The organism is Guptibacillus hwajinpoensis (assembly GCF_001039475.1).
GTDB classification, from domain to species: domain Bacteria; phylum Bacillota; class Bacilli; order Bacillales; family Guptibacillaceae; genus Guptibacillus; species Guptibacillus hwajinpoensis.
Genome location: NZ_LELK01000004.1, coordinates 126,296 through 152,695 on the forward strand (window position 1 = coordinate 126,296; position 26,400 = coordinate 152,695).

A 26,400-nucleotide genomic window follows, 5' to 3' on the forward strand; every position below is an offset into this window, starting at 1 on the left:
GTAGGAGAGACCAGGCAATTCGCCTGGTCTTTTTTTGCATTTCGTGCAATTTATCAGTTTTAATTTAAGGCTCTTTTCTAAATGATTGTTCCTTTTGAAAAAAATTAATCTAAGACTATGTTAGCTCTTCTTGTTGATTTCTCGGTTTTTGGCTCATTCGAGTGAAAGCTCAGTTTCACTCGCCTTTCATCTGAGCAAATGAATTTGCTCGAAGTGATTGGTCACCGCAGGGCGTAAATGAGCCAAAAATCAACACTGTTCATTAACATAGCCAATATAAAAGCTGGAATCCTAGCACTTATTTCTGTAAATTACCTTATTACACTTTAAATAATCGAAATTTTGTAATAATATTAACTTTAAAGCTTTTATGTACAAAAGGAAATGGGGGATTTGGGTGGCGGATCAAATAAAGGGGATATGGAAAGATTGGCGTTTGCATGTGCTTGTTTTTGCTATTGTTGCGTTAACAGAATGGATTGGGGTGTTTTCGTTTACTGTAGGGCCTGGTGTAGTTCTTCTGTTGCCGATGTTGTATGCGATGTTAATTGGACTCGGTTTATTTTTTACACCAGCTGTAAAGAAAATGCAGGCACTCAATGCTGAGCCGTTAATTGTTCTTGGTGTAACGCTATTAATTGCGAAGATCGGGGTGATTATAGGACCATCTTTACCAAAGCTAATTGAAGCGGGTCCTGCCTTACTGCTTCAGGAGTTTGGCAATCTAGGAACGATTTTTATTGCGCTGCCAATCGCGGTTATGCTCGGTTTAAAAAGAGAGAGTATCGGGATGACGCACTCTGTTGCAAGGGAGCCGAACGTTGGATTAATTGTTGATAAATACGGATTCAATTCACCTGAAGGAAGAGGCGTTATGGCGATTTATATTTTTGGAACAGTGTTTGGGGCTGTTTTCATGGGAGTTATTTCAGGGTTCCTTGCGACCATAACCCCAATTCATCCACTGTCTTTCGCAATGGCATCAGGCATTGGGAGTGGAAGCATGATGGCTGCTGCTAGTGGCTCACTCGTTGCTGCTTTTCCAGCGTTTTCTGATGACATTATTGCTTTCGCAGGAGCGAGTAATTTGCTATCGCTCTCAACGGGTCTTTATATGAGCATTCTTATTGGTCTACCGCTTACGGAGAAAATGTATGCAGTACTTACTAGAAAAAAACAGAGTAATGCAGAGATTGGGAAGGGGGCGTAAGGATGTTATTAAAAAACATACAAGAGTGGTCGCTGTTGTTGCTCATTTTCGGAGTCATAGCCTCGTTTGGAAATTGGATCGGATACAGTATTGTTCCACTTTCCGCAATACCAGGAATGATTGTATTAATCCTTATTTGCCTTGCTGGACTCATTTTGCAGCACGTTCTACCTGTTAATATACCTAGCGTTGCTTACATAGGAATCATTGGTATTCTCGTATCGATGCCTGTTATGCCGGGTTCAGAGTTTGTAGTGAAATGGACGCAGGATATTAACATCCTTGCTCTTGCGACACCAATCCTCGCATATGCTGGAATTGCGATTGGACGATCATGGACGGATTTTGTAAAGCTAGGTTGGCGAAGCATTGTTGTCGCGATGTTTGTGATGGTTGGTACGTTTCTTGGATCCGCGCTCATCGCTGAATTGGTGTTACGTATGCAAGGATTGATTTAACAGACTCCCATTTGGGGGTCTTTTTACTTTATTGTTGGCAATTTCTCAAGAAGATTGAGCGTCGAACAGTGTATTTTCTTTACGTCTCCAGACAGGTCGGCAGCTGGGAGTTTGAATAGGTTGAGAGGCTTTAGAGTTGTGAACCAGTCTCCTCTGTGTGGAGCTGGATGCGTGACATCTTTCCATACTGTGAGGGGCGGGCTATAGATTCTTGGCCCTTTCATGATGGTGCAATTTTTAAGTTCACGCCTTGCGTTAGGTTCGCCTTCTTTCACAGTGTGGAACAAATGCGGCCAGTAATCTTTTCTCGACCCTGTGTGTGGATGAGATTCTGCCCATTTAAGCACACCATAAACGATAGCATCACTAGAAAAAAGCTGTGCATATAGTCTTTTACCAAGGTTGATTCTTTCCTTTACATATAGAAAGTGATGCGCCGTTTCACCGATTAAATTCACAGCTTTATCATCTTGTTTAGGAAACAGAAGGGTGTTTGTGTTTAATAAGTTCTGTAGTTGAAAGGCAAGTGTATGAAAAACGGTTTGCTGGTAATCTTTCATTTGAATGAGTCGGGATTCAATGTAATGCTGCTCATTAATAATAAGTCCAATGGTTAACAGATCTACCTTGCCTTTTCTTAGGTAGTTCTCCCAGCACACGTTCATAAAGGAAGAGACGTGGAATGCGGGTAAAAGGTGAAAAAGAGACGTAGCTTTTTTCTTGCTTTCACGATAAAGCAGAAGCTGCGGATAAGCATCCTGAAAAATAAGCCAGTTTCCTCTTTCTAAGAATGAGAAAAAAGCTTCTTGTTGCTTAGGTGAAAGAATACGAGGTAGATACTCTCCTTTTAAATCTGTCATTGTCCAACCTGCGTTTCGTGAAACAAGGTGGGCAAGGAATGCCCAGTGAATCTCAGGGTGTTGCTGGAAGAAGTCAAGATAAGCTTTTGTTCGTGTAACGTTATTTTGGTTGTATGTAGCTGTTTTCTGCTGAATGGTTTCGATAAGCTTTAATTCGTTTGGAGTAAAAGAAGAGGGGATTGGCTGCTTATTTGCATGTTTTAGCTCTTTTATTAACAAGGATGAAGGGGAGGTATTGAGGGACGAGTGAAACAACGATTTGAGAAATGCCATGAGTAAACACCCCCACTCTTCTTTCTATATATCTATGATACTCATAGTTAGAAAGAAGAGCGGAGTTCATGGTTTCAAGCATAGCTCGTTATTTTTAGCGGTTCTACGCGAACGAGTGGAATGACTGCTTGTATGCCGTTTAGTTTCGCTTCATAGGTGGTGATTGGATAAGGTTCGATCAGCTGTGCAAGCTGTGGTCTTGCTAGCATTTCAGCGGGAAGGATAACATCGCTCCCTTTGCTTTCCTGCTCAATCCGAGCTGCTAAATTAACAGTATGACCGAAGTAATCGAGCTGGTTATTAGCTGTTACGGCGATCGCGGGGCCATTATACATTCCCAGTTTAATGATCAAGTTCGTTTGGTTTGATTGATTAAATGACTCAACGGATTGTTGAATAGAGAGAGCAGCTTTCAATGCATCTTCAGGTGCATAGAAACAAGCCATCACTGAGTCGCCGATTGTTTTAATAATGCTTCCATTATGACGCGTAATCCATTTTGAAAGAAATTCAAAGTGATCATTTACCTGGCGATAGGCGTTGGCGTCTCCGGCTACTTCATAGAGGGAAGTTGAGCCGCGCAGGTCACTAAACAAAATCGTAACGTTCTCTATGCCAATTTCCTGCCCTTTTGCTAGTACTTCAGAGGAGAATAGGCGACGAAACGGTTCCATCGTTGTAACTTTAGCAGCTGTAACGGCATAATGATCGCGCTTCACTTCTTCGATAACAAGAACAATGTCATTCTCACTTTCATTATGAAAAGTCGCATTGTGAAGAGAGAAAGTTTCACCCATTAATCCATTCTCGCCGTATGTAATCTCATGACTTGCACGTTGATTGATCTTTGCTGAATGGTTGCTTGATAGTATCCGTAGCTGAAGCTGTTCATTCATAGGTAAAGAAGGTATGTGCATGGTAGATCCTGCGGCTATTCTTTTCTGGATAAGGATGTGTGGTGTAAGGATTGGTCCACCGATGCAGTAGGTTTGGTCTACCGCCTTTCGAATAGAAGGGTGTACTGTAAAGCGAAGCTCAATTGATTGGTCGAACGTCATTTGGTATGAGATACCACATAAATCACAGTGGATCTCGTTCTTAACTTGAGAAAGTGATGACTCTTTCTCTTTTGCGACACGACAGTTCGGGCACATGAGAGACCATGTAAGATTTAGCACCCCAGCTTTCGTTGCTTCAAGAAAAAGGTGAAGAACGTCTTCACGATCCTCCTGCCATTGATCTGCGAGCTTATAAGGTTGCATGCTCAAAACCGTGTGATCTGCTCCTTGAATTAAGTGTTCTTTTAAACAATCCCTAAGCGTTGACGTTGGAAGCTTATCTAGTAGGTTATCTAGTGTTTGCTTGTTTGCAGTAGAGCGCATGGCTGGTTGTGGTAGCGTCACAATTCGAGAAGGGTGTAGATTGATGAACTTTTCAATGTAAGAAAGTGTTTTCTTCATTGCAGGTAGCGCAATGACTGGAAGTGCAAGCTTTCCAAGCGCGTTCGCAGGGCGAAAAACAGAGAATACATGAACTTCCGTTGCTGGATTTCCTGGAGAAGATACATCCTTTAATTCAATTCCTCCATTAAATTCAGCTAGTGGTCCAGAAGTGTAAACTCTTTGCACAACATAACGTTCTTCTTTCACCCATTCAAAAGGGTATTCTTTCCATGATAAAGGAACTACGCCCGCTGCTTTTGCTTTCGCATGACGATAGAAGAGTCGATCATCAAACAAGGCTTTGGTGAATTCGACAGGAAAGAGACCAATCATTCGATTCAAGTGATCGTTGTTGGCGAGCAAGCTCCAAATTGTTTCTTTTGGCAAAGGGAAGGTTTTGATAAGGGAGAAATGCTTTTCTTTCATACGTCAACCTCCGATAAATGAAAATGAGAAAGATAGAATAATAGCGATGACAAGTAAGTGAAAGATTTGATCGACGATGATGGTCAGCCAGCGTGAACTAGGATCGGAATTTTGCATGATCACAGTAGTCCACCAAACAACAAATGTGCGTCGATCAAGGAATAGATGTGTGATGAACACGAAGCCAAGCTGTAGGATTGAAAGTCCTCCAAACGCAAGCCAGGCAGTGAGACCAATTACGAAAGTGTAGATGCTCACATGGACGAATAGCGGTAGCCATTGATTATGCTTATGTAAGGCCATCCATTTTGTCTGGAAAAGGTAATCACCTACAAGGTGTGCAATAAATAAGTATTCAAATGGTGTCATTTTTTGCCTTCCTTTACCTATGAGAGAGGATCATAAGCGTGTATGATAGAAGTATTCATAAGCTTTTTTAATTAGTTTATCACTACATCATTTTGTATGCTTCGTTATTTTGGGAAGGAAGTACTTTGAGGGGAGGCCTAACAGACTAATGTCTAACGGCCGTTATAAAAAGAAGCTTGAATCGGATGAGCTTTTGGAAATCATTTTTGACTATGCCGCCAAAATTACAATAGAACATAATCTGGATAACCTATTATTGCTAATGGCTGATATGGGGCGTGAGATGACGGTCGCTGATCGGTGCACACTGTGGCTCTATGATGAGCGAGCGGATGAACTATGGGCAAAAGTCGCTCATGGTATGGACGAAGTACGTGTCCCTTCAAATGCAGGGCTTGCGGGCTATGTGTTTCAAACGACAAAATCTCTTGTGATTGAGGATGCCTATCAAGACGAACGATTCCATTCAGATGTTGATGTGCAAACAGGTTATCGAACGAAGTCAGTTATGGTTATTCCCTTAATCAATAAGCAGAACGTAACTCTTGGTGTTTATCAGGTAATTAATAAGTTAACGGAAGAAGAAGTGTTTACAACCAAGGATGTAAAGTATTTAAGCCTTGCTGCATCTTATACAGCACAAGCTCTTGAAGCTGTTCTCATGAACATTGAGGTGGAAGAAGCTCAGAAAGAAATTATTTTTAAGATGGGCGAAATTGGCGAAGTGCGCTCGAAGGAGACGGGCCATCATGTGAAACGTGTAGCGGAATATGCCAAGTTTCTAGCGATTAAAGCCGGATTAAGTGAGGAAGAAGCAGAACTCATTAAAGTAGCTTCGCCAATGCATGACATTGGAAAAGTGGCGATTCCTGACTCCATCTTAAATAAGCCAGGCAGGTTATCGAAAGAAGAGTATACCGCTATACAAGCTCATTCGACGATCGGTTATGATTTACTGAAGAACTCGAATCGGAGCATTTTGCATGCGGCAGCTGTCATTGCGAAACAGCATCATGAGCGATGGGATGGACGCGGGTATCCAGATGGACTGAGTGGTGAAAACATTCACCTATACGGACGAATTGTCTCTGTTGCAGACGTATTTGATGCTCTAGCATCAGATCGTCCCTACAAAAAAGCATGGAGCATTGGAAGAATTGTCACTCACTTTACGAAGGAAAAAGGAAAGCAGTTCGATCCAGATTTAATCGATCTCTTTCTTAACCATCTTGACGATTTCCTCTCCATTAAAGAACAATACGATGAAATCTAACACAAAAAAGAGCGCACATAGCGCTCTTTTTCTAGATGGCTCTATTCTAAAAGATTGTTGTTTTTGAAACAATTATTTAAAAAAACCACACTTAGTGATTGGAGCGGAAGGAGGCTCACCGCCCGCCTCGCGGAAAGCGAGCATCCTGGAGCGGAAATTAACCCACTCATATAGCAACAATGTATACGAAAAGAGCCTTTTAGATAAACGAATGAAGCTCGGAAAGTTCTCGCTCAAGTGTCTCCGCGATAGCTTTCATACCAGAAATGCCTCCTTTCTGTTCTGCATCAGCATTGTAATTCGTATTTGTGTTCACATCATATGTGAAGAGCTCTCCACGTTCATTCTGAATGCACTCGATGCCTGCAAACGCAATGCCGTTCGCTTTTAAGAAAGCTTCATAATTTGCGAGCACAGGGTGATCAAAGTCTTCAATGATTTCGAATTTCGGTCTAGGTTGTTCCGTCGTCGGACAGAATGAATCGCCCACCTGACAAGCATCCGCTGGACACAACTCAAAACCGTCAGACGTATCAACACGGACTGCATAGAGAAATTTACCGCCAACGAATTCACAGCGCGTAATAGATGAGTCGGGTGATTGAATGTATTGCTGAAGCAGCGTGATGCCATCGATTGACTCATCGAACGCTTCGCTTGCAACATATGATTTAAGAGATTCAGGCTGTTGGAAAAGCTGAACACCGAGTCCTTTTCCTGCGCGGTTGTGTTTTGTAATAAACGGCTCACTAAACGAATCTGCTGCTTTCGAAAGATGATCTTTACCTACTGCTGCAATCGTTTTCGGCGTGACAATACCATGCTGTCTAAGCGCATTATATTGAGCTACTTTGCTTACTTCGAGCGCTAGCGCACGGCTATCGTTCAGTACTCTACGTCCATGACTTTCAAGCCATGAAAGGACGGCAGCTGTGTATTCTGGGGCATAGCGATGTCCTCTCGTATGAGAAGAAGCGCTCATGCGATTATAGTAGATTCCTTCTGGTGGAACGTCTGATAAATCGATGCTACCTTCGCTTAAAAACCAATCCTCGTATGGAACATTAAGTGTTTCTAGCTCATGCTTAAGTGGCTTTGTCCACTCATCATTTTCGTGGATAATGTATACTTTTGCACTCATGTAATGTCCTCCTTCACTAAATCCGTTAAAACCTATCATTTTACTCAAGTATATAACAAGCGAACCGATATTCAAAGTGAAAGCGTTTAGATCAAATAAAAAGCAGAGCCATATAGGCTCTGCTTAATGCACTAGATCGACCAGTTACCATCTCGGAAAATCGGTTCACTAGATCCATCTTCTTTAATGCCATCAATATCCATCTGCTCAGAACCAATCATAAAGTCGACATGCGTCACACTTTCGTTAGCTCCTGCTGCCTCAAGCTCTTCTTTAGACATATTCTTTCCACCTTCGAGGCAGAATGAATAGGCATTTCCAATCGCAAGGTGATTGGAAGCGTTTTCGTCAAATAGCGTGTTAAAGAAAATAATTTCGGCATTTGAGATAGGGGAGTCGTGAGGGACAAGGGCTACTTCGCCAAGATAATGGGAACCTTCATCTGTTTCAATAAGGTGTTGAAGTGTTTCATTTCCGTGTTTCGCTTCTGCATTAACGATTCGGCCACCCTCAAATGTTAAAGAGAAGTCCTCAATGACCGTTCCGCCATAGCTTAGTGGTTTTGTTGAAGCAACAACACCATTAATTCCATTTTTATGAGGGATTGTGAAAACTTCCTCCGTTGGCATATTCGCAACGAAATGGTCGCCTTTCACATTCTCGCTCACGCCGCCTACCCATAGATGTGCGTCAGGTAGTTCGATTGTTAAATCAGTGCCAGGTGCTTTGTAATGAAGCTTCTTGTAGTGCTTTTTATTTAAGTATTCTACTTTCTGTTCAAGGTTTGCACTATGCTCTTTCCATGATTGAACAGGGTCACCTGTTGAGACGCGAGTTGCTTGGAAAATGGCATCCCATAGTTTCGATTCCTGTTCTTCTTCAGGTGCGTCAGGAAAAACTTTCGCTGCCCATGCTTTTGAAGGGACGGCTACAACTGACCAGCTATTATGATCAGACATGATGTAATTACGGTACCCTTCCATTGCTTTTCCAGCTGTCTTACTCGCATTGGAAATTCGTTCTGGGTCGACGCCTTTTAGAAGATCTGGGTTTGAAGACGTAATCGAAAGGAATGCTGCACCGTTTTCTGCAAGTTCTTCGAATCCTTTTGCTTTCCAAGTTGGAAATTCTTTGAATGCTTCGTCTGGAGCTTTGTCGAACTTAATGCGAGTTAAATTTTCATCGTTCCATTCAACGTGAACATTCTTTGCTCCAGCTTCGTATGCGCTTTCCGCAATGTTACGAACAAACTCAGCTGAAGTTAGTGGAGCATTCAGCACAAGGGTTTGTCCCTTCTGAATATTAACACCAACTTTAACCGCTAAATCTGCGTATTTCTGTAAATTTTCATGAAAGGTAGCCATAGGTAAGGATCTCCTTTATCTTAATAGTCATACAAATCAAGTGTACCAGATTTCATACATTATAGTAATTTATTCCTTTATTACAGTTCGCAAAGCAAGTTTCTGGCAATAAACGGTCCATTCGGGATATGTTATAAGTAAATCTTCTATATTGGAGTGGTAAAGAATGAGTGCGAATTTAGAGCTAGCAACATTTGCCGGAGGCTGTTTCTGGTGTATGGTAGAACCCTTTGAAGAAATGCCCGGCATCCAAAGCATTGTATCTGGATATACAGGCGGAGAAAAGCCTTATCCAACATACGAAGAAGTGATTTCAAAAAATACTGGCCACGTTGAGGCCGTTCAAATTACATTTGATTCATCTGTTTTTCCATATAGTAAACTTCTGGACCTGTTCTGGCGTCAAATTGACCCAACAGATGCAGGAGGGCAGTTCTTTGATCGAGGAGATACGTATATTACCGCGATCTATTACCATAACGAAGAGCAGGAAAAGCTTGCAGAAGAGTCACGTAAGGAATTAGAAGCGAGCGGTCGATTCTCAAAACCAATCGTGACCAAGGTTCTTCCTGCAAAACCGTTCTATCCTGCTGAAGATTATCATCAGGATTATCATAAGAAGAACCCAGCGCACTACAACCGTTATAAAAAAGGTTCTGGTCGAGCTGATTTCATTGATAAGAATTGGGCGTTCAAGAAGGATGACGCTGAACTTCGTGAGCGTTTAACAGATATTCAATATCAAGTAACGCAAAAGAACGGGACAGAACGTCCATTCCAAAACGAATATTACGATAATGAAAAAGTAGGGATTTACGTTGATATCGTTTCCGGTGAACCGCTCTTTAGCTCAACGGATCAGTACGATGCAGGATGCGGTTGGCCAAGTTTTACGCAACCGATTCATAATCATTACGTGAAAGAAAAGAAAGACCTTAGTCACTTTATGATTCGAACAGAAGTACGCAGTAAGGAAGCGGATTCTCATCTTGGTCATGTTTTTAATGATGGACCACTAGAAAACGGTCTTCGCTATTGCATTAATTCGGCTGCGATGAAATTTATTCCGAAAGAAAGTCTTGAGGAAGAAGGTTACGGCGAATATCGAGTGCTTTTTGAATGAGAGAAGTTGACGTAGCCATTGTTGGTGGGGGCATTGCTGGTATAGTTGCAGCCACCAAGTTGATTGAAAGCGGAAGAGACGTACTTGTTCTTGATAAAAGTAAAAGCGTCGGTGGTCGTCTTGCGACAAGACGAATCAACGGTGGTCGCGCAGATCACGGTGCTCAATTTTTTACAGTAAGAACAGATCAATTTCAGCAGTTAGTAGATCAATGGGAACAGAATGGTTGGGTGTCTAAATGGTATGGTGAAAATCATGCAAGATACAAATCAATGAATGGGATGAATCAATTGGTAAAGCACATAGCGAGCGAGGTGCCAGTCCATTTGTCATATAAACTGGATCGCATAGAGCGTGATGGCGATTTCTACACGCTTGTTTCGGATGAAGGAAACGTTGTTAAAGCACGTACGGTTCTTCTAACACCGCCTGCTCCACAGTCACTAGAGCTTCTCCAATCAAGCGATATTCAGCTATCAGAATATGCTATTCAATCATTGAGTCGTATTGTGTTCCAACCGGCACTTGTGGGTTTGATCACCTTGAATGAAGAAGTTGCTACAACTCTTCCGAACTCCGGCCATCAAGACGCAGATTTACCCGACGGGATTGAGCGAATGGTTGATAGCTATTCTAAGGGAATTTCAAAAGAGCGTGTGATCAGCATTTATGCGACATCGGAGCTCTCGAAATCACTTTACAAAGAAGAGGATGAAGTCATCTTAGGAGAACTGCTTTCAAGAGTATCCTCCTTTATTAATTCGGAGCACACTGCGTCTTCACAGCTTAAGAGATGGCGTTATGCGCAGGCTGAAGAGGTTCATTCCGCCCCGACACTTTGGGTGTCGGAGCGTGAATCTATTGTTGTCGCTGGTGATGCATTTTTACGAAACGATGACCAATCCGGTCGAACGAGAATCGAAAGTGCAGTTCTGTCAGGATTAGCTGCTGCAAAGGAATTAAATGATCGATAGGAAGGAAAGGCTTCGTTGTGAAGCCTTTCCTTTTTCTATATTATTTCCTTTCGAAAGTTTTGAAAATGGAACCATGTTTCTTGATTATTCAGTTATAATAGAGTTGTGGTAAATTTTGCAAAGTTGAATAAACAGCATTTTATCAACTACTTAGGGTGAATGCCAATGAATCTATTAACAAAGAACGATCATATTATTGAGATAATCTTATCGCTGTTTCGATGGGTTTTCTTACTCATTGCTGGAAGTTATTATTATCTGTATCTGGATGGGAATAGCTTCGGATTTCTGATTCTTTTTATTTTTGGATTGGTTTACATGGGCATTTCAGAACTTGCTCTTCGAAAGACAGGAATCAATTCTAAAGCATATTTGATTATGACAAAAGTGAGTGTCGTTTTTGATTATGCAGCGTTTCTATGGCTCGTTTCATTGACTGGTGGATCTGGAAGTCCTTTCTTTCCCATTGCGTACTTACTCATTCTACATGTTGCAGTTTATTGGAAATTCAGTGGGGGAATAATCGCCTCTTTTCTTCTTGGAGCAGGGTATACTGTAATTCTTAATTTGAAAGGCTACTCGTTTGAAGACGAGCAGTTAATCGCCTATTTGTTTGATTGTATGTTTCTATTCTTTATGGGTGTATTAGGTGGGATAATAGTATCAAGAGAACGCACGATGAGATCTAAGAATACGAAGTTGGAGGATATTGCCCGCCAGGATTTTCTAACCGATCTTTATAATCATCGTGCCTTCCAAGAAGATCTCCATATCTGTTCAGAGGATAATCACTCACTTATGCTCGTACTTTCGGATATCGATTACTTCAAATCTGTTAATGATAGATTTGGACACTTGGTAGGAGACGATGTTCTTAAGCAGATTGGAACGGTAGTGAAAGAAGAACTTAAAGATGACGGAAGGGCCTATCGCTACGGTGGTGAAGAAATTGCGTTTATCATGGATGCAACAAATAGTGAAGAGGCGAAGGCATGTTTGTTGCGTATTCAATCGGTAATAAGAAAGCTTCGTTTCACAGCACATGCAGAGCATTTCTCTGTTACGATGAGCTATGGAACGGCAATCTTTCCGCCGGAAGGTAGTATTGATGAGTGCCTTCGCATTGCGGACGAGCGTTTGTATGAGGCAAAAAGATTAGGAAGAAATCGAATATGTTGGTTTGACGAACAAGTGGAGGAGGGTCACGCGCGTTAGCGGGATCCTCCTTTGTTTATGATTGAGGTAACAATGTGCTTTGAAGAATTCTCAAAAAGAGAGAAGTAGTTAAGAATGTGTTTCGAAGGAAAAAGTTCTTTCTGTATGAGAGACGCTGGTTTTCCATCATTGTATTTTTTTAGAACCTGGTCCTGAACGGAACGGAGATAATGAAGCTTTTCTTCTAATCGTCTTCGACCGTTAGGAAGAATACCTGCATGAGAGCAAAAGACCGTATCGAAATCGTACGTTAACACTTTTTCAAGAGACTTGATAACGTCAGGGATCGATTCGAATGCAAAGATGCTTTTGGGATGACTCATGACGTATAGGTCACCTGTAAACAACCATCCCTTCTCTTTCTCAAGTAGTGCAAGATGATCGGGAGCGTGTCCAGGTGTATGAATCAGTTCAAATGTATGGTGCTTCGTTTGTAACTGACGCTCGATTGGTGCGGGTGTGAATGGTTTTCTTGAGCCCCAGAAGACGCGACGATAAAAAGGCAAATGAGGCTTTTGCTCGCACAACTGAATGCCAATGGGGTGAATATAGGTTGGAACATTTGTATTAAGAACCGAAGCATTACCTGTATGGTCTTCATGATGGTGAGTGAAAAAGATTTGATTATAGGTTTCTTGTGAGAGGTAATTCAGGATTTCCTTCTGCAGCCGTTTCGGACCGCTATCAATTAATAGCTCATCAACAAGGTAAAGATAGACGTTCATTCTAACGCCGCCGAGTTTAAATGTACCTTTAATTGCTTTAATGCTCTCAAATTCCGTAACAGTGAGCAAAATGGATCACACCTTCCGCTAGTCTAATTTTAGTATAGCTAGTTTTTAGTAGAAAAAAAGGATGATTATGTTCCTTGAGTGGTATTTATTGTCCAAAATTGAATGATATTAGCTAAAATCGAGTTTTATTAGCCAAATTTAGAATATATTAGCCAAAATCCAATTATATTGGCCAAACAAAAGAGGGAGCTGCCAATCCGGCAGCTCCCTCTCATTTCTTCACTTACTTCGCAATTGCTTCTAACTCAACCTCCATGTTGCCGCGAGTAGCTCTAGAGTAAGGGCATGTCTGATGAGCAGCTTCCACTAATTCTTCTGCTGTTGCTTGATCGACGCCAGGAATCGTTACCTGAAGCTTTGCGCTAAGTCCAAACGCGCCGTCTTCTTCTTTGCCAATCGATACATGAGCTTCGACTGAAGTGTCTTTGATCTTAATACGCTTCATACGTGCAACCATATTTAGTGCGCTATCGAAGCATGCTGCATAGCCTGCTGCGAATAGTTGTTCAGGGTTAGTTGCTTCTCCACCTTGACCACCAAGTTCTTTCGGCATACGAAGATCCATGTTGATGACACCGTCTGATGATTCCACTTTACCTTGACGCCCACCGTTAGCTACTGCTTTTGCTGTGTATAAAGCTTCCATTATAAATTCCTCCTAATATTTAAATTGTGCACAATTTAATTTTACAAAATTAAATATACAATGCCTCTTTCATTTTGTCAACGAAACAACTCGAGTTGACATCGTCATCTAATCGGGATAAATTGATTGTGCACAACTTACTACAAAAGAAGGTGTACTAAAATGGAACTCAATGAGCAGTTGAAACTAGAAAATCAGCTTTGTTTTTCGGTGTATGCATGTTCGAGAGAGATTACGAAAATGTATCGCCCTTATTTAGATAAACTAGGTATTACGTATCCTCAATACCTTGTCCTGCTTGTTCTTTGGGAACAACATGAAACAACAGTTAAAGCACTCGGAGCGGAATTGTATTTAGATTCAGGAACACTCACACCGCTCCTCAAGCGAATGGAGGAGTCCGGGCTTGTTAGAAGGGAACGCTCCAAAGAAGATGAACGAAAAGTGATGGTTCGTTTAACGACAAAAGGGGAAGAGTTAAGGGACGAGGCTTCGATTATCCCAGATGCTATGGCGACGAACAGTGGTCTGTCGAAAGAGGAATTCACGAAAGCGTTAAGTGGTTTCCAACAGTTGCTGGATCATATTCATTCTGTAAATGATAAAAAATAAAGCATTGACAAAGTGATCTCGGAATAAGTATAATTATCTCGAATTCAAGATATTAGAGACTAAGGGTGAAGACCATGAATGAAATCGATCGTGAACTGTCATTAAAACTGTTTATTGTACTTGCAAGGGCAAGTCGATCAGTCACAGATGAAATTAAAACAGATATCCAGAGTTATGGGTTAAATCCTACAGAATTCGCTGTACTTGAATTGCTTTATCACAAAGGAAGTCAGCCGTTGCAGCAAATTGGAGAGAAAATCCTACTCGCAAGTGGAAGCATCACGTATGTTGTCGACAAGCTTGAAGGCAAAGGCTATTTAACTCGTAATCCTTGCCCGAATGATCGCAGGATTACACATGCGGTGATATCAGATGAAGGAAAAAGCTTGATGGATCGTATTTTCCCTGATCATATGAAGCAGGTTCAATCCATCTTTGCTGGATTGGACATTAGTGAAAAAGAAACAGCGATCGGCTTGTTGAAGAAACTTGGTCACTACGCAGAGAAGCTTTAAGAGCTTCTTTTCGGCCTGATATCTCGAATTCAAGACAATTGAAATGAAGACAGTTTACGTTTAAGCATCTTTCAAAAGGGTATATATCTCGAAGTAGAGATAGTTATGAGCGAGTAAGCTAGATCAGCCGGCAGTGGCTTTTCTATAAATTACAATTCAAAAGGAGTGGCATAATGAGTACAAAGATTTTAATACCGTATTACAGTGCATATGGTCACATTTATCAAATGGTGCAAGCCGTAGCTGAAGGCGCAAAAGGCGCTGGCGACGTTGAAGTGAAGGTTGTAAAGGTTCCAGAATTTGATGCTGTGAAACAGGCAATGTCTCAACAACCGCCTTACGTAGAAGCGCAAGAAGCACAAGATGACATTCCAGAAGCAACGCTTGATGATCTTCGCTGGGCTGATGGTATTGTCTGGGGCGTTCCAACTCGATATGGCTCTATGCCAGCACAAATGAAGCAGTACCTCGATTCAGCTGGTTCACTCTGGATGAATGGTGAGCTTGAAGGGAAAGCCACTGCCGTCGTTACAAGCACGGGTTCTGTTCATGGTGGTCAAGAATCAACAGCTATTACAACATTCGTTCCACTCATGCACTTTGGCATGATTTATGTGGGCTTACCATATGGTGAGAACCCAGAGCAGCTTACAACTGAAGGGATCGGCGGTTCACCATACAGTGCATCGACGATTGCTGGTACGGACGGTTCACGCTCACCTGTTGAAGCGGAACTAACAATGGCATCTCGCCTTGGTGCACGAGTAGCGAAAGTTGCCGGTGCATTGAAAACGATCTAATTAAAATAAATCCAGCTTCTCACATCGAGAGGCTGGATTTTTGTATACTCGTCTTTGTCTCATGAAATGCTGTCACACCGAGTAATCCAAATAGAGAGAACCCAAATGTGTTCACAAAACCATGAAAAAAGACCATTAAGGGTATACCAAGAATAACTGTTTCATTTATATGCGCAAATCCGTAAATCATTGCGGAGCTCATCGAAAAGAGAAGGGATACAAATGAAATGGATAGAAGCATTTTCACTGCGTAATCCAACTTCGGAATTAAGTAGACGAGACAAAGAATGGAGAAAACGACGAGCGGCGTAACGAATTCTACAACTGAAGCAAATTCGAGAACAGGCATGGTGTCTCCGAATGTAATTCCTGCTGCAATAAATGGCGGACCAATTAACACGAAGAAAGCAATTAGTTTGAACCAGGGCTTCAATACAGGTGCTGTTCCAACAAGCATTCTCCCAATGAACGCCATTGAAATCGGTGTGATGAATGCGGCGTAATGGAAGTGAATAGATGTTAGCAGCACAATGACATCGCTAAAGTTAAGAATCTGTATGCCTGATCGATGGAGAACCAGCCAGACACCACCGATGCTAATATACATCAACCCAATCTGTATTAAGATATCGAAAATTCTACTTTTCTTCCATTCTTGTATGACTCGAGTGAAGCCGTAAAGAGCAATAAGAATGGTCGTGATTAGCCATGGAACTGCAAAAAGAACGGCAATAAGTCCCTGTTCAAAAAAGAAGGATATACCTGCACACACTGCAGCAAAAGGCTGAAGGCGCGTTCCATAACGATAAAATGCGTTCTTTTGTGGGACAAGGTTCAGTGTTAAAGGAACGAGAACCAAATAAGCGAATAGTAATAACATCATGACATATTGGAGAGTATCAATTGGCGTGGTAATTAATTTTGCCACCACAAATAGAACCCAAAGAAAGAGACCAGCAAAGCTACTTGTTTTCATCATGATTTCACCTCTCTATTAGTGTACGATGAAGAGAAGTGAGAGAAAAGGTAAATTTTGAAAGAGAGGCGAATGAAATGGAAATGTCTACAAAACCTGTACTAGGGTTTATCGGTATAGGAGTGATGGGAGAAAGCATGGTAAGAAATTTGACCAATGCAGGATACCGAACACTCATTTATACAAGAACGAAACAGAAAGCGGAGGCTCTTGTTACTGAGGGAGCAGAATGGCAGGAGTCAGTGAAAGATCTATCATCAAAAGCGGATGTGATCTTGACGATGGTTGGCTATCCAAAAGATGTAGAAGAAGTGTACATAGGCGAGGACGGAATACTTGAAAACGCGCGTCCGCAATCGATTTTGATTGATATGACCACTTCAAGTCCAGCACTTGCGGAGGAGATCTATCAGCATGCGTTGTCGAAGCAGCTCTATGCGCTTGATGCTCCTGTTTCAGGAGGAGATGTAGGTGCTAGAGAAGGAAAGTTATCGATTATGGTAGGTGGCGAGTTAGAAATCTTCGAGCAAGTTAAGCCTGTGCTTGGCGTAATGGGACAAAACATTGTGCTGCAAGGTCCTGCTGGAGCAGGGCAGCATACAAAAATGTGCAATCAGATTGCAATTGCCAGCAACATGATCGGGGTTTGTGAAGCAATCGTCTACGCTGAAAAAGCTGGACTAAATCCTACTACTGTTCTAGAGAGCATTGGCTCAGGAGCGGCAGGAAGTTGGTCATTAAGTAACCTCGCACCACGAATGATTTCAAATCGCTTAGAGCCAGGATTCTATGTGAAGCATTTCATTAAAGATATGACGATTGCCCTGGAGTCTGCAAAGAATATGGGTATGCTCACGCCAGGACTTGAGCTTTCCAAGCAATTATACGAAGATCTCGCTGAACGAGGGGAAGAGGATAGTGGTACACAGGCGCTAGTGAAACTGTTTCGTGAGAATTAATTGAACAGAAAGAGACCCGGAGCGAGTGCTTCGGGTCTCTTTTCTATAAGCTCTTTTGGTAAGCATTGTTGTTTTTACTATAGAGTAGTGGTCGATTTCCGCTCCAGGATGCTCACCTGTCCCGCTAGTCCCACAGGAGTCGAGCACCTTCCGCTCCAATTAGCTAAGTGTGGCTTTTTATACGAACACCCTCTCAAAAACAACAATCTTTTAGAGAAGAGCCTTTCTATTAGCATAAAGGTAAGTTTCCTCTAGTTGCCGAATAAACTGGTAAAGTGATTATTTCTCTTCTTTTTGACGCTTTTCGATTTCCTCAGAAACGACAAAAGCAAGATCGTCATTACCGAAGAGAGAAAGTACACCGATCACTGTTTGGTCTGGAATGTGCTCTGATTCTTCTTTAGGCACAACTAGCTCGATGCTTTGTTTTAGAGAAGGGTTGTTGATTTGATCAGGGTATGCTTTCGCATACAGTGTTTCCGGATTAAGATCATTGTTTACGCACCACTGAGCAAACACTAGGATCATCATGTTCTCATCTCGTTTGTAGTTTTCAATAACTTGTTCTTGAATCTCTTTTTGGTCCATAAAGGCCCTCCGTTCTACTATTCTACCGTTAGTGTACTCGCCGGAAGAAAGTGTGGCAAGTCTGTTGGTTGTAAAATAAATATTAAGAAAGCCCATAATGAAAGAATTGGTTCATACAACTGCTATGCTAAATACAATCGAATATTATTGGGGGGAAACGAGATGAGAAAAAGAGAGATCCGGAGTTGGATGATGTACGATTTTGCAAACTCCGCGTTTGCGACGACAATGATGGCAGCTGTCTTACCTGTATTCTATTATGACGTAGCAGCAAAAAACATTGATCGTAGTCTTGCAACATCTTACTGGGGCTATTCTCAGTCTCTTGCCGTTCTAATTGTTGCGCTTCTTTCTCCAGTTCTTGGGGCAATAGCAGATTACTCTAGTTCGAAGAAGAAGTTTCTGCGATTCTTTGCTTATATGGGGATGACCGCAAGTATCTTAATGGCATTTATTGGGGAGGGTGGTTACCTCATAGCTTCTATTCTATTAATATTCGGAACGATTGGTTTTTCAGGAAGTAACGTGTTCTATGACGCTTTTTTACCTGAAATTGCAAAAGGGGAAGAGATGGACCGTATTTCCTCAAGAGGCTATGCGTTTGGTTATATAGGTGGCGGACTTTTGCTTCTCATTAACCTGCTCATGATTATGAACCCATCCTGGTTCCTTCTCCCGAACGCACTTGTTGCAACGCAGCTCTCATTTGCAAGCGTTGGGGTATGGTGGTTTGTTTTCTCCATTCCAATGTTCAAACATGTTAAAGAGCAGCGGCATACCCAGCCCGAGTTAAGCGGATCATATATGTCGATTGGTTTTAAACGCTTAAGAATGACATTTAAAGAATTGAATCACTATAAGCAGCTTTTACTGTTTCTAGTAGCTTTCTGGCTATTTAATGATGGCATTTCTACTATTATCAAAATGGCAACCATTTACGGCCGAGATATTGGCATTGGAGCGAACGATTTGATTGCCGCATTGCTCATTACGCAATTTGTTGGCATACCTTTTGCTTTTTTCTTCGGCTACCTTGCAAAGAAAATCAGTGCCAAACGAGCACTTATGATCGCCCTCTGGATTTATGTTGGAATCGTACTGTTAGGCTATTTTATGACAACAGCTACCCATTTCTACCTTCTGGCGATGATGGTTGGATTTGTCCAGGGTGGAGCACAGGCTCTCAGTCGTTCCATCTTCGGAAGTATGGTCCCTGACCATCGTCACGCTGAGTTCTACGGTTTCTACGGCATATCAGCTAAGTTCTCAGCCATCTTTGGTCCGTTCCTCTTCGCTTTTGTTGGGCAGCTTACAGGCTCAAGTCGCTATGGGATCGTGTCACTCGTCATTTTCTTCCTAGCGGGAATCTACTTACTTAGCAAAGTTAACATCGATAAAGGAAAAGAGCAGGCACAGATTGTGATGGTGAATGAGGGTGTTGATGTGTGAGGAGGGTTTTCGCGGATATAACCTCAAAATCGCGGATATATTTCGATTTTCGCGGAAATAACAGCACTTTTCGCGGATATATCGAAAAAATCGCGGATATATTGGAAATTAGACGTCACATGAGAAATGCTCAGAGTTTCCTCTGAGCAATTTTTTGATACCGCTTACACAATTGGGTCGAAATGCTTTAATTCGAGCGAAAGACTACAGTCTTTCCCAGTATCGTACGAGCGATCACCAATTTGATTTACTAGTTCAGTGAGACAATCTTCTTCGTTATGCCAGTAGTCGAGAATAAGAGGGAGTATACTTGTTGCTTCATCTTCAGCCTGTTCGAGTAGCTCTTCGAATGTAGCGGTAGATTCTTCTTGTTTAACAGCAGGATGAATCCATGTTGTGCCGTCTCGATTTAAGTAATCTTCGTCACCAATTTGTTTTCGGTAAGAAAAGGAAGAGACTTGCTTCTTAAGGATTTGGTTTTTCCAACCTAGTGGGTCAAATAGGATCTTAAGTGCAAGCACCATATCTCGATACGATTGATTAATGTAATCACCCGGCATGCGTTCAGCCGTTTCCGGATAATGTGTTTGAATGAGCTCATATAACATGATTTCAATAGGGTGATAAAGAGATTTACCAACGTGGATTTCTTGATAAACAGGAGTTTTCCACGTTTCGATATCTTTGTATTCCTTCATCAAAATGGTATCGATAATAATTTCTAGCTGCTGATGGCGGTTGCCTTCAAGTCCTGAGCGATAGTGGATGTAGGGGTGTGCATTACGGTCAAGAATGTGGTGGGTAACGAAACCTAGAATATAAGCTCGAAGCTTTGGATCATTGTGCTTTCCGTATTCAATCATATCGATTAGAAATGGACCGCAATTCATTTGGTGGAGCACTGAACCTGTTTCTTGGACAGGTTTATTCTTTTTCCATGGCCAGAAATTATGGTAGAAAAAGGGGTCAGGCCCCTGTGCACCGAGGCGAAAGAAAGGAAGGTCCTCTTTGATCGTCGTCCATATGCCGGCCTCCATAGCAGCTTCTTCCCCGAATAAAATATGTGTCCAGACATTTGGCATCGATATGTCCCCCCCTTATATAGATGAGTTACTCTATTATACCTGACATGAACCTGTCTTCTTGCCACATTTATTTATTCTTTCCCTTATTTTTTGAGATGCAAGCATGAAAAAAGCCCGGCGTATGCCGGACTTTGATTATATTATTCACTTAGAAAGACGCCCTCAATGTCGTCTAGCATCTTATTAGCAGAGATTACTCCACCAGAAGTGTTCCAAATTGCATCGCTTACTTTGTGAACATTGTCTTCTTTTACAACTTCAAGGTTGTTCCAGAGAGGATCATTTGTCCATTCTTCAGCAGTAGAATTGGCATCTCCATCACCAGGATCATAAGTGAAGTAGAAGAGTACGTCTCCATCCATTTCAGGGATGCGCTCTTTTGTAACTTCTTCAGCGAAATTTTGTTTTTGCTGGGATTCTGGACGATTAAAGCCAAGTTGCTCGAGAATAACGCCTGAGAAAGAGTCTTTGTAATAAATTCTTGTTTGTCCTGCAAGGAAACGAACCACAGATACTTCTTTATCCAGCTGTTCGCCAAGCTTTTCACTCATAGAATCGATGCGGTCATTATAAGAGCTCATAACTTCATCGCCTTTATCTTCCATGTTCAACGCTTTTGCATAAAACGTAAAGTTCTCCTGCCAATCGCCTTTCAGCGTTTCTGAGTAAACAGTTGGTGCAATTGCACTTAGTTGATCGTAGATATCTTCTTGACGAAGTTTGTTTCCGATAATTAAGTCTGGTTTCAGCGCTGCAACAGCCTCAAGATTTACCTCGCTTTCAGTTCCGACAACTTCTACACCTTCCATTTGATCAGAAATGTGATCATACCAAGGATCACCAAGCCATGATTGAACAGCACCAACAGGTGTAACATCCATTGCAAGAAGGGCTTCTGTACCTTCATTTGTTAAAATAACAACTTTTTCAGGATTTTCAGGAACTTCTGTTTCTCCCATTGCATGACTAACAGTACGAGCAGTTTGTTCTTCTTTTGGTTCTTCTGAATTACCCTCGCTTGCATTATTCTCGCTTGTTCCGCATGCAGCAAGAATCATAACCATGGCCAGAGTAAGGATAAGCCAACCTTTTTTAAACATGCTTATAGCCCCCTATGTATAGTGAGAATCATTTTCATTTACAATGTAATGATACTCAATTGTCACAAAAGAGTCAACATGCAATTGAGATTGATTCTCAAATTCATTGACACGCATTGGTTCTTTTTTTACACTTAATATGGATGATAAGGAAAGGAAAAAATCCTTTATGGCTCATAAATTAAAAACAGTACGAAATAAATGGCTCGGGCTTGCGATTGGCGCCCTTATCGTAGTAGCGCTAATGGCATCTAGTGTTGTCTATGGTTTAACAAGTATAACTTGGTCAACAGCTCTGAATGCATTTACTCAGTTTGACGGAAGCAATGAACATATCATTATTATTGATAATCGTGTACCTCGTGCTTTAATCGGTGCTGCAGTTGGAGCAAGCCTCGCTGTAGCAGGAGCATTGATGCAGGCGATCACACGTAACCCGCTCGCCTCACCATCCATACTTGGGGTTAATGCAGGTGCAAGCTTTGCGATTGTAGTTGCTGTGACGTTCTTCTCCGTCACATCGCTCGCAGCATTCAGCTGGCTCGCATTTCTTGGAGCAGCAGTAGCATCTTTGATTGTTTATGTACTTGGGACTCTGGGAAGAGAAGGGCTTACGCCGATGAAGTTAACGCTTGCAGGTGCTGCTATTGCAGCGATGTTCTCTTCGTTAACGCAAGGCATGCTCGTGTTAAACGAGAAAGCTCTTGAGGATGTGCTGTTCTGGCTTGCAGGCTCGATTGAAGGCCGTAGCTTAGATATGCTTGGTGCTGTGATTCCATATATCGCAATTGGACTAGTTGGTGCTGTTTTCATTAGTAAGAAAATCAACACGCTAGTCATGGGTGAAGATGTTGCAAAAGGACTTGGCCAGCGTACGCTCTTTGTGAAGGCTGGTGCTGCGCTATTGATTGTTCTTCTTGCAGGAGGCTCCGTTGCGGTTGCCGGACCGATTGCATTGGTTGGAATTGTCGTTCCGCATCTTGCGCGATTTTTTACTGGCTCTGATTATCGTTGGATCATTCCTTACAGTGCTATACTCGGCGCAATTCTATTACTATCGGCTGACATTGCAGCGCGCTATGTGATCATGCCACTTGAAGCGCCTGTTGGCGTTCTAACGGCTGTCATCGGTACACCATTCTTTGTTTATATTGCTCGAAGGGAGTTTAACCAGCTATGACGAAATACACTTCCTTTCGAATGAAGACGCTCTCTTTTCTCCTTGATCGACGAGCGATTCTGATTATTGTATCTCTCATTGGTGCCGTAATTCTAACCGCTCTCATAAGCATTGGCATAGGAGAAATTTTTATAAAACCTGATGCAGTTGTAAAAGCGCTGTTTGGTTATGGAACAGATATGAATGAGCTTGTAGTGAAGCAGTTCCGTTTTCCTAGAATTGCGATGGCGATTCTTGCTGGTGGAGCATTAGCCGTCTCAGGTGCGATCCTACAGGGGATGATTCGTAACCCGCTCGCTTCGCCTGATATTCTAGGAATTACCTGGGGTGGGGCGCTTGCAACGATTGGATTTCTAACGGTGTTTAGTGATAAAGCAAATGCCTTAACCGTTAGTATTCAATGGCAGCCGCTTGCTTCGTTTATTGGAGCGGTTCTGGCGGGTTTTCTCGTATTTATTCTATCTTGGAAAAATGGCATTTCGCCAATCCGACTAGTGCTGATTGGGATTGGCCTTACAGCTGTATTACAAGCATTAACGACTCTACTCATGATTATAGGACCGATTTATAGAGCATCAGATGCGAACATCTGGATTACAGGTAGCGTCCATGGTACAAACGGTCAGGACGTGCTCACGCTGCTTCCATGGGTAGTCGTGCTTCTCATACTCCTTATGGTCTATTCGAGAAGGGTGAATCTTCAAGAGCTCGGTGATGATGTGGCCAAAGGTGCAGGTGCTATGCTCTTACGTGACCGAATCACCTTGCTCTTTATTAGCACAGGACTCGCAGGAGGGGCAGTTGCTTTCGCGGGTGGCGTTGGCTTCGTTGGCTTAATGGCTCCTCATATTGCGCGGAAGCTAGTAGGCTCTTCGTTCGGAGTGCTCGTACCTGTGTCAGCATTAGTTGGAAGCATGCTTGTTATGATTGCAGATTTAATTGGACGCACATTATTTTCTCCCCTAGAAGTTCCTGCTGGTGTTTTCACAGCAGCAATTGGTGCTCCATATTTCATTTATTTATTGTATCGATCAAGAAACAAATAATGAGGAGGTGGGCGAAGTGTACGCTTTACAAACGGAAGATCTAACGCTTGGATACGGCGAGCATACTGTTATAGATGAGCTCAATTTACTTATTCCTAAAGGTGATATGAGTGTGCTAATTGGTGGGAATGGATGTGGCAAGTCAACGCTGTTACGAAGCCTAGCGCGCCTCCAAAAGCCCCATTCTGGAGGGATTGTTCTTGATGGAGAGGCGATATCCAATAAACCGACGAAAGAAATTGCTCGTAAAATGGCTATTCTTCCACAGTCACCTGTCGCTCCCGAAGGACTTACTGTTCTGCAACTAGTTAAACAGGGGCGATATCCGTATCAAACGTGGTTAAGTCAGTGGTCAGAAGCGGATGAAAAAGCTGTCCAATATGCCTTACAAGCTACGCACATGGAAGAGTTTGCAGAGCGAAATGTGGATTCCCTTTCAGGTGGACAGCGTCAACGAGCTTGGATTGCGTTAACACTTGCTCAAGACACCGACATTATTCTACTTGATGAACCTACAACGTATCTAGATTTGGCTCATCAAGTGGAAATACTTGATTTGCTTTTTGAATTGAATAAAGAAGGCAATCGTACAATTCTGATGGTACTGCATGATCTGAACCTTGCATGCCGGTACGCAGATCATATTATTGCAGTGAAGGACAAAGGGATTTATGATCAGGGGAAGCCAGAGGATATTGTGAATGAGGAACTTGTATATCAGGTGTTTGGACTTCAAAGCGACATCATCAAGGATCCAATTTTCGGCACACCGCTTTGTGTTCCACACGGAAAGGGGAGGATGGTTCATGCCCGCGAACCTGCAGATGTTTAGTAAAGATGAGAAGGAAATACTCGAGCAGCTTAGCCTTCAGATTGGAAATGATGTAGCTAGCTATCCCAAAATAGAGCAAATTCTCGATGAAGAGAAAATAACGGAAATACTCCAAGACCTTGTAGACGAAGGGCATTTCCCTAATCTTTTTGTTGCTGGATCGCAGTTTATGAAGCGCTATGGCATAATGACGATCGCTCCAATTCTCTTTGCATTCACGATGTGGAATAAGCGAATTGAAGCAGGTCCGGATCAACTCGGATACAGAATTGGATTCGAGCAGGACAGTTGGACGATGAAGCTTGCTGTACGTGATGAATGGATTGGTCCAGAAAACCGAACGAATGCAAGAGCGAAGCTAGCTAACGAATTGATTAATCAGAACCTTGCTCCATTTGTTGAAACGATGGTAAAAGCTACGAAACTATCTGCTACCATTCTATGGGAAAACGCGGCGATTTATTTATTCTGGATCTATGAAACCTTGATTCCTTCTAAAGCTAATGAAGAGCAAAAGCAACGAGCGAAAGAGGACTTTCATTACATCGTTCATCAGTTCCAGTGCACAAGCTTTACTTGTGGCACGAACCCATTTCTACCGTATTACACAGAAAAGAAGGAACGCGCAGAAGGCACGATGCGCACCCGAAAAACATGCTGCTTGCGAGACCAAATTTCTCCAGACACCATGTGCTGTAAAACTTGCCCAAAACTCCGCGGGTGACAGGCACCACCCGGTTTAGCTCGATTGATGTCGAATGAAAAAGCGTACCCTATAGGGCACGCTTTTTATTTATGTTCGCTGGTTTGCGTTTGTAGCTTCGGATGAATAAGTAGAGTCCAGCTAAAATGATGCCTCCTCCAATCCACTGCATTGTATGCAGCGTTTCCCCGAGAATGAAATAAGCAAGAACACTCGCCCCAATTGGTTCAAAAAGGATGCTCATTGAAATGACGTTCACGCTAACCCACTTCACTGCCCAGTTTAAGAGTGAATGACCAAGAAGAGTAGGGAAGAGAGCAAGCAGGATGAAATAGACCCAGTCAGAAGCGGGGTATGATACAAAAGGATAGCGCATGATCAGATTATAGAGAACGAGCGTCACAGCCGCTATTCCATAAACGATGAACGTGTATGGAATAAGGTCTAGCCTCTTTCGGATATTCTGACCGAATAAAAGGTAGCCGGTGACCATGGCACATGCTGTAAGAGCAAGAAGATCGCCTAACAGGGCAATTCCATTTAGTTGAAAGTCCCCCCAACTAATGACGATTGCTCCAGCAACTGCCGTCACCCCTCCTGCAATAGCTGGAAGGGTGAGTTTTTCTTTAAAGAAGAGATACGTTCCGACAAATGCGAAGAGTGGCTGTAGGGTAACGAGCACAACAGAACTCGCAACAGAAGTGTAATTCAGTGACTCGAACCAGAGAATGAAGTGAAAAGCGAGACTCACGCCTGCTAGACTTCCATAGCCCCAGTCCTTTCCTTTAATTGCTTTAAATGATTTTCTATACTTTATGAACACAATCGGCAACATAATTACAATCGCGATCAAAAGACGATGCATTGCAATGATAGAAGCAGGCGCAGAAGATAGCTTCACGAAAACGGCTGATGTTGATACGAAAAGAACCGCGATGATAATTGCTACGTACGGTTTCGTGTTTTGTTCAGTAGACAATTCTTATT

General features: G+C 42.3%; 27 protein-coding genes. 15 read left to right on the forward strand and 12 right to left on the reverse strand.

The window, feature by feature from the left end; genetic code table 11:
• The first annotated feature begins 397 nt into the window (after positions 1 to 397).
• Complete coding sequence (locus AB986_RS11035; RefSeq protein WP_048311215.1) at positions 398 to 1,210, forward strand: DUF3100 domain-containing protein; 813 nt, start codon at positions 398 to 400, stop codon at positions 1,208 to 1,210.
• A gap of 2 nt (positions 1,211 to 1,212) precedes the next feature.
• Positions 1,213 to 1,668, forward strand: coding sequence for a hypothetical protein (locus AB986_RS11040; protein ID WP_048311216.1), 456 nt, complete (start codon positions 1,213 to 1,215; stop codon positions 1,666 to 1,668).
• Positions 1,669 to 1,691: 23 nt separating this feature from the next.
• On the opposite strand, the gene AB986_RS11045 is transcribed toward AB986_RS11040, so the two are convergent.
• The 3 genes from AB986_RS11045 to AB986_RS11055 form a co-directional block, all read right to left on the reverse strand.
• Positions 1,692 to 2,801 (reverse strand): DUF2515 family protein, encoded by a 1,110-nt coding sequence (locus tag AB986_RS11045; protein WP_048311217.1) that lies wholly within the window; start codon positions 2,799 to 2,801, stop codon positions 1,692 to 1,694.
• Between the two features lie 74 nt (positions 2,802 to 2,875).
• Positions 2,876 to 4,669, reverse strand: coding sequence for an adenylate/guanylate cyclase domain-containing protein (locus tag AB986_RS11050; protein ID WP_048311218.1), 1,794 nt, complete (start codon positions 4,667 to 4,669; stop codon positions 2,876 to 2,878).
• Positions 4,670 to 4,672: 3 nt separating this feature from the next.
• Positions 4,673 to 5,038, reverse strand: coding sequence for a DUF3307 domain-containing protein (locus AB986_RS11055; RefSeq protein WP_048311219.1), 366 nt, complete (start codon positions 5,036 to 5,038; stop codon positions 4,673 to 4,675).
• Positions 5,039 to 5,186: 148 nt separating this feature from the next.
• Between AB986_RS11055 and AB986_RS11060 the strand changes: the two genes are divergently transcribed.
• Positions 5,187 to 6,311 (forward strand): HD domain-containing phosphohydrolase, encoded by a 1,125-nt coding sequence (locus AB986_RS11060; RefSeq protein WP_048311220.1) that lies wholly within the window; start codon positions 5,187 to 5,189, stop codon positions 6,309 to 6,311.
• Between the two features lie 199 nt (positions 6,312 to 6,510).
• Here the strand turns inward: AB986_RS11060 and AB986_RS11065 are convergent, their stop codons facing one another.
• Both AB986_RS11065 and AB986_RS11070 read right to left on the reverse strand, forming a co-directional pair.
• Positions 6,511 to 7,452, reverse strand: a complete 942-nt coding sequence (locus tag AB986_RS11065; protein ID WP_048311221.1) for an ATP-grasp domain-containing protein — start codon at positions 7,450 to 7,452, stop codon at positions 6,511 to 6,513.
• A 131-nt stretch (positions 7,453 to 7,583) separates the two neighbouring features.
• On the reverse strand, positions 7,584 to 8,816 hold the full coding sequence (locus AB986_RS11070; RefSeq protein ID WP_048311222.1) for an aminopeptidase: 1,233 nt from the start codon (positions 8,814 to 8,816) through the stop codon (positions 7,584 to 7,586).
• A gap of 166 nt (positions 8,817 to 8,982) precedes the next feature.
• On the opposite strand from AB986_RS11070, the gene msrB reads away from it, so the two are divergent.
• The 3 genes from msrB to AB986_RS11085 all read left to right on the forward strand — a co-directional run bounded on the left by msrB (position 8,983) and on the right by AB986_RS11085 (position 12,128).
• Positions 8,983 to 9,939 (forward strand): peptide-methionine (R)-S-oxide reductase MsrB, encoded by a 957-nt coding sequence (gene msrB / locus AB986_RS11075; protein ID WP_048311223.1) that lies wholly within the window; start codon positions 8,983 to 8,985, stop codon positions 9,937 to 9,939.
• Positions 9,936 to 10,913 (forward strand): NAD(P)/FAD-dependent oxidoreductase, encoded by a 978-nt coding sequence (locus tag AB986_RS11080; protein WP_048311224.1) that lies wholly within the window; start codon positions 9,936 to 9,938, stop codon positions 10,911 to 10,913. Before msrB ends, AB986_RS11080 begins: the two co-directional genes overlap by 4 nt.
• 165 nt (positions 10,914 to 11,078) lie before the next feature.
• The gene (locus AB986_RS11085) at positions 11,079 to 12,128 is read left to right on the forward strand and encodes a GGDEF domain-containing protein (RefSeq protein ID WP_053216138.1); all 1,050 of its coding nucleotides are present in this window, start codon (positions 11,079 to 11,081) and stop codon (positions 12,126 to 12,128) included.
• On the opposite strand, the gene AB986_RS11090 is transcribed toward AB986_RS11085, so the two are convergent.
• Together AB986_RS11090 and AB986_RS11095 are read right to left on the reverse strand one after the other, a co-directional pair.
• Positions 12,125 to 12,922 carry an MBL fold metallo-hydrolase gene (locus AB986_RS11090; protein WP_048311226.1) on the reverse strand — a complete coding sequence of 266 codons (798 nt, stop codon included), beginning with the start codon at positions 12,920 to 12,922 and terminating at the stop codon, positions 12,125 to 12,127. The two genes, AB986_RS11085 and AB986_RS11090, sit on opposite strands and share 4 nt — an antisense overlap.
• A gap of 223 nt (positions 12,923 to 13,145) precedes the next feature.
• A complete protein-coding gene (locus tag AB986_RS11095; RefSeq protein ID WP_048311227.1) occupies positions 13,146 to 13,568 on the reverse strand; it encodes an organic hydroperoxide resistance protein in 423 nt (140 codons plus the stop codon).
• A 162-nt stretch (positions 13,569 to 13,730) separates the two neighbouring features.
• On the opposite strand from AB986_RS11095, the gene AB986_RS11100 reads away from it, so the two are divergent.
• From AB986_RS11100 to wrbA, 3 genes are all read left to right on the forward strand, one after another.
• Positions 13,731 to 14,180, forward strand: coding sequence for a MarR family winged helix-turn-helix transcriptional regulator (locus tag AB986_RS11100; protein ID WP_048311228.1), 450 nt, complete (start codon positions 13,731 to 13,733; stop codon positions 14,178 to 14,180).
• A 74-nt stretch (positions 14,181 to 14,254) separates the two neighbouring features.
• On the forward strand, positions 14,255 to 14,695 hold the full coding sequence (locus AB986_RS11105; protein ID WP_048311229.1) for a MarR family winged helix-turn-helix transcriptional regulator: 441 nt from the start codon (positions 14,255 to 14,257) through the stop codon (positions 14,693 to 14,695).
• Positions 14,696 to 14,868: 173 nt separating this feature from the next.
• Entirely contained in the window at positions 14,869 to 15,495 is a 627-nt protein-coding gene (gene wrbA / locus AB986_RS11110) for an NAD(P)H:quinone oxidoreductase (protein ID WP_048311230.1), read from the forward strand.
• A 19-nt stretch (positions 15,496 to 15,514) separates the two neighbouring features.
• On the opposite strand, the gene AB986_RS11115 is transcribed toward wrbA, so the two are convergent.
• On the reverse strand, positions 15,515 to 16,474 hold the full coding sequence (locus AB986_RS11115) for a YndJ family protein (protein WP_048311231.1): 960 nt from the start codon (positions 16,472 to 16,474) through the stop codon (positions 15,515 to 15,517).
• A 35-nt stretch (positions 16,475 to 16,509) separates the two neighbouring features.
• Between AB986_RS11115 and AB986_RS11120 the strand changes: the two genes are divergently transcribed.
• Positions 16,510 to 17,430 carry an NAD(P)-dependent oxidoreductase gene (locus AB986_RS11120; protein ID WP_330218548.1) on the forward strand — a complete coding sequence of 307 codons (921 nt, stop codon included), beginning with the start codon at positions 16,510 to 16,512 and terminating at the stop codon, positions 17,428 to 17,430.
• Positions 17,431 to 17,709: 279 nt separating this feature from the next.
• On the opposite strand, the gene AB986_RS11125 is transcribed toward AB986_RS11120, so the two are convergent.
• A complete protein-coding gene (locus AB986_RS11125; protein ID WP_048311232.1) occupies positions 17,710 to 18,018 on the reverse strand; it encodes a hypothetical protein in 309 nt (102 codons plus the stop codon).
• Positions 18,019 to 18,180: 162 nt separating this feature from the next.
• Here AB986_RS11125 and AB986_RS11130 point away from each other — a divergent pair, with 162 nt between their 5' ends.
• Positions 18,181 to 19,467 carry an MFS transporter gene (locus AB986_RS11130; RefSeq protein WP_048311233.1) on the forward strand — a complete coding sequence of 429 codons (1,287 nt, stop codon included), beginning with the start codon at positions 18,181 to 18,183 and terminating at the stop codon, positions 19,465 to 19,467.
• Positions 19,468 to 19,631: 164 nt separating this feature from the next.
• Here AB986_RS11130 and AB986_RS11135 read toward each other — a convergent pair whose 3' ends face one another.
• On the reverse strand, positions 19,632 to 20,549 hold the full coding sequence (locus tag AB986_RS11135; protein WP_048311234.1) for a zinc dependent phospholipase C family protein: 918 nt from the start codon (positions 20,547 to 20,549) through the stop codon (positions 19,632 to 19,634).
• A 143-nt stretch (positions 20,550 to 20,692) separates the two neighbouring features.
• On the reverse strand, positions 20,693 to 21,652 hold the full coding sequence (locus tag AB986_RS11140) for an ABC transporter substrate-binding protein (protein ID WP_048311235.1): 960 nt from the start codon (positions 21,650 to 21,652) through the stop codon (positions 20,693 to 20,695).
• A 169-nt stretch (positions 21,653 to 21,821) separates the two neighbouring features.
• Between AB986_RS11140 and AB986_RS11145 the strand changes: the two genes are divergently transcribed.
• Genes AB986_RS11145 through fhuF form a run of 4 tightly spaced genes read left to right on the forward strand, consistent with a single transcriptional unit; the run spans position 21,822 to position 25,434 of the window.
• Positions 21,822 to 22,832 carry a FecCD family ABC transporter permease gene (locus tag AB986_RS11145; RefSeq protein ID WP_048311236.1) on the forward strand — a complete coding sequence of 337 codons (1,011 nt, stop codon included), beginning with the start codon at positions 21,822 to 21,824 and terminating at the stop codon, positions 22,830 to 22,832.
• Positions 22,829 to 23,878, forward strand: coding sequence for a FecCD family ABC transporter permease (locus AB986_RS11150; RefSeq protein WP_048311237.1), 1,050 nt, complete (start codon positions 22,829 to 22,831; stop codon positions 23,876 to 23,878). The genes AB986_RS11145 and AB986_RS11150 overlap by 4 nt, the downstream gene beginning before the upstream one ends.
• A gap of 16 nt (positions 23,879 to 23,894) precedes the next feature.
• Positions 23,895 to 24,710, forward strand: coding sequence for an ABC transporter ATP-binding protein (locus AB986_RS11155; protein WP_048311238.1), 816 nt, complete (start codon positions 23,895 to 23,897; stop codon positions 24,708 to 24,710).
• Positions 24,685 to 25,434 (forward strand): siderophore-iron reductase FhuF, encoded by a 750-nt coding sequence (fhuF, locus tag AB986_RS11160; RefSeq protein WP_084006519.1) that lies wholly within the window; start codon positions 24,685 to 24,687, stop codon positions 25,432 to 25,434. The genes AB986_RS11155 and fhuF overlap by 26 nt, the downstream gene beginning before the upstream one ends.
• A gap of 49 nt (positions 25,435 to 25,483) precedes the next feature.
• On the opposite strand, the gene AB986_RS11165 is transcribed toward fhuF, so the two are convergent.
• Complete coding sequence (locus AB986_RS11165) at positions 25,484 to 26,392, reverse strand: DMT family transporter (RefSeq protein WP_048311240.1); 909 nt, start codon at positions 26,390 to 26,392, stop codon at positions 25,484 to 25,486.
• Positions 26,393 to 26,400 lie beyond the last annotated feature (8 nt).

Bases quoted from the DNA above. Each gene is read 5' to 3' on its own strand.
- AB986_RS11070 (WP_048311222.1), bottom strand. From the start codon at position 8,816: ATGGCTACCTTTCATGAAAATTTACAGAAATACGCAGATTTAGCGGTT.
- AB986_RS11140 (WP_048311235.1), bottom strand. From the start codon at position 21,652: ATGTTTAAAAAAGGTTGGCTTATCCTTACTCTGGCCATGGTTATGATT.
- AB986_RS11145 (WP_048311236.1), top strand. From the start codon at position 21,822: ATGGCTCATAAATTAAAAACAGTACGAAATAAATGGCTCGGGCTTGCG.
- AB986_RS11150 (WP_048311237.1), top strand. From the start codon at position 22,829: ATGACGAAATACACTTCCTTTCGAATGAAGACGCTCTCTTTTCTCCTT.
- msrB (WP_048311223.1), top strand. From the start codon at position 8,983: ATGAGTGCGAATTTAGAGCTAGCAACATTTGCCGGAGGCTGTTTCTGG.
- AB986_RS11095 (WP_048311227.1), bottom strand. From the start codon at position 13,568: ATGGAAGCTTTATACACAGCAAAAGCAGTAGCTAACGGTGGGCGTCAA.
- AB986_RS11125 (WP_048311232.1), bottom strand. From the start codon at position 18,018: ATGGACCAAAAAGAGATTCAAGAACAAGTTATTGAAAACTACAAACGA.
- AB986_RS11115 (WP_048311231.1), bottom strand. From the start codon at position 16,474: ATGATGAAAACAAGTAGCTTTGCTGGTCTCTTTCTTTGGGTTCTATTT.
- AB986_RS11100 (WP_048311228.1), top strand. From the start codon at position 13,731: ATGGAACTCAATGAGCAGTTGAAACTAGAAAATCAGCTTTGTTTTTCG.
- AB986_RS11105 (WP_048311229.1), top strand. From the start codon at position 14,255: ATGAATGAAATCGATCGTGAACTGTCATTAAAACTGTTTATTGTACTT.
- AB986_RS11130 (WP_048311233.1), top strand. From the start codon at position 18,181: ATGAGAAAAAGAGAGATCCGGAGTTGGATGATGTACGATTTTGCAAAC.
- fhuF (WP_084006519.1), top strand. From the start codon at position 24,685: ATGCCCGCGAACCTGCAGATGTTTAGTAAAGATGAGAAGGAAATACTC.
- AB986_RS11060 (WP_048311220.1), top strand. From the start codon at position 5,187: ATGTCTAACGGCCGTTATAAAAAGAAGCTTGAATCGGATGAGCTTTTG.
- AB986_RS11040 (WP_048311216.1), top strand. From the start codon at position 1,213: ATGTTATTAAAAAACATACAAGAGTGGTCGCTGTTGTTGCTCATTTTC.
- AB986_RS11080 (WP_048311224.1), top strand. From the start codon at position 9,936: ATGAGAGAAGTTGACGTAGCCATTGTTGGTGGGGGCATTGCTGGTATA.
- wrbA (WP_048311230.1), top strand. From the start codon at position 14,869: ATGAGTACAAAGATTTTAATACCGTATTACAGTGCATATGGTCACATT.
- AB986_RS11055 (WP_048311219.1), bottom strand. From the start codon at position 5,038: ATGACACCATTTGAATACTTATTTATTGCACACCTTGTAGGTGATTAC.
- AB986_RS11135 (WP_048311234.1), bottom strand. From the start codon at position 20,549: ATGCCAAATGTCTGGACACATATTTTATTCGGGGAAGAAGCTGCTATG.
- AB986_RS11045 (WP_048311217.1), bottom strand. From the start codon at position 2,801: ATGGCATTTCTCAAATCGTTGTTTCACTCGTCCCTCAATACCTCCCCT.
- AB986_RS11065 (WP_048311221.1), bottom strand. From the start codon at position 7,452: ATGAGTGCAAAAGTATACATTATCCACGAAAATGATGAGTGGACAAAG.
- AB986_RS11085 (WP_053216138.1), top strand. From the start codon at position 11,079: ATGAATCTATTAACAAAGAACGATCATATTATTGAGATAATCTTATCG.
- AB986_RS11050 (WP_048311218.1), bottom strand. From the start codon at position 4,669: ATGAAAGAAAAGCATTTCTCCCTTATCAAAACCTTCCCTTTGCCAAAA.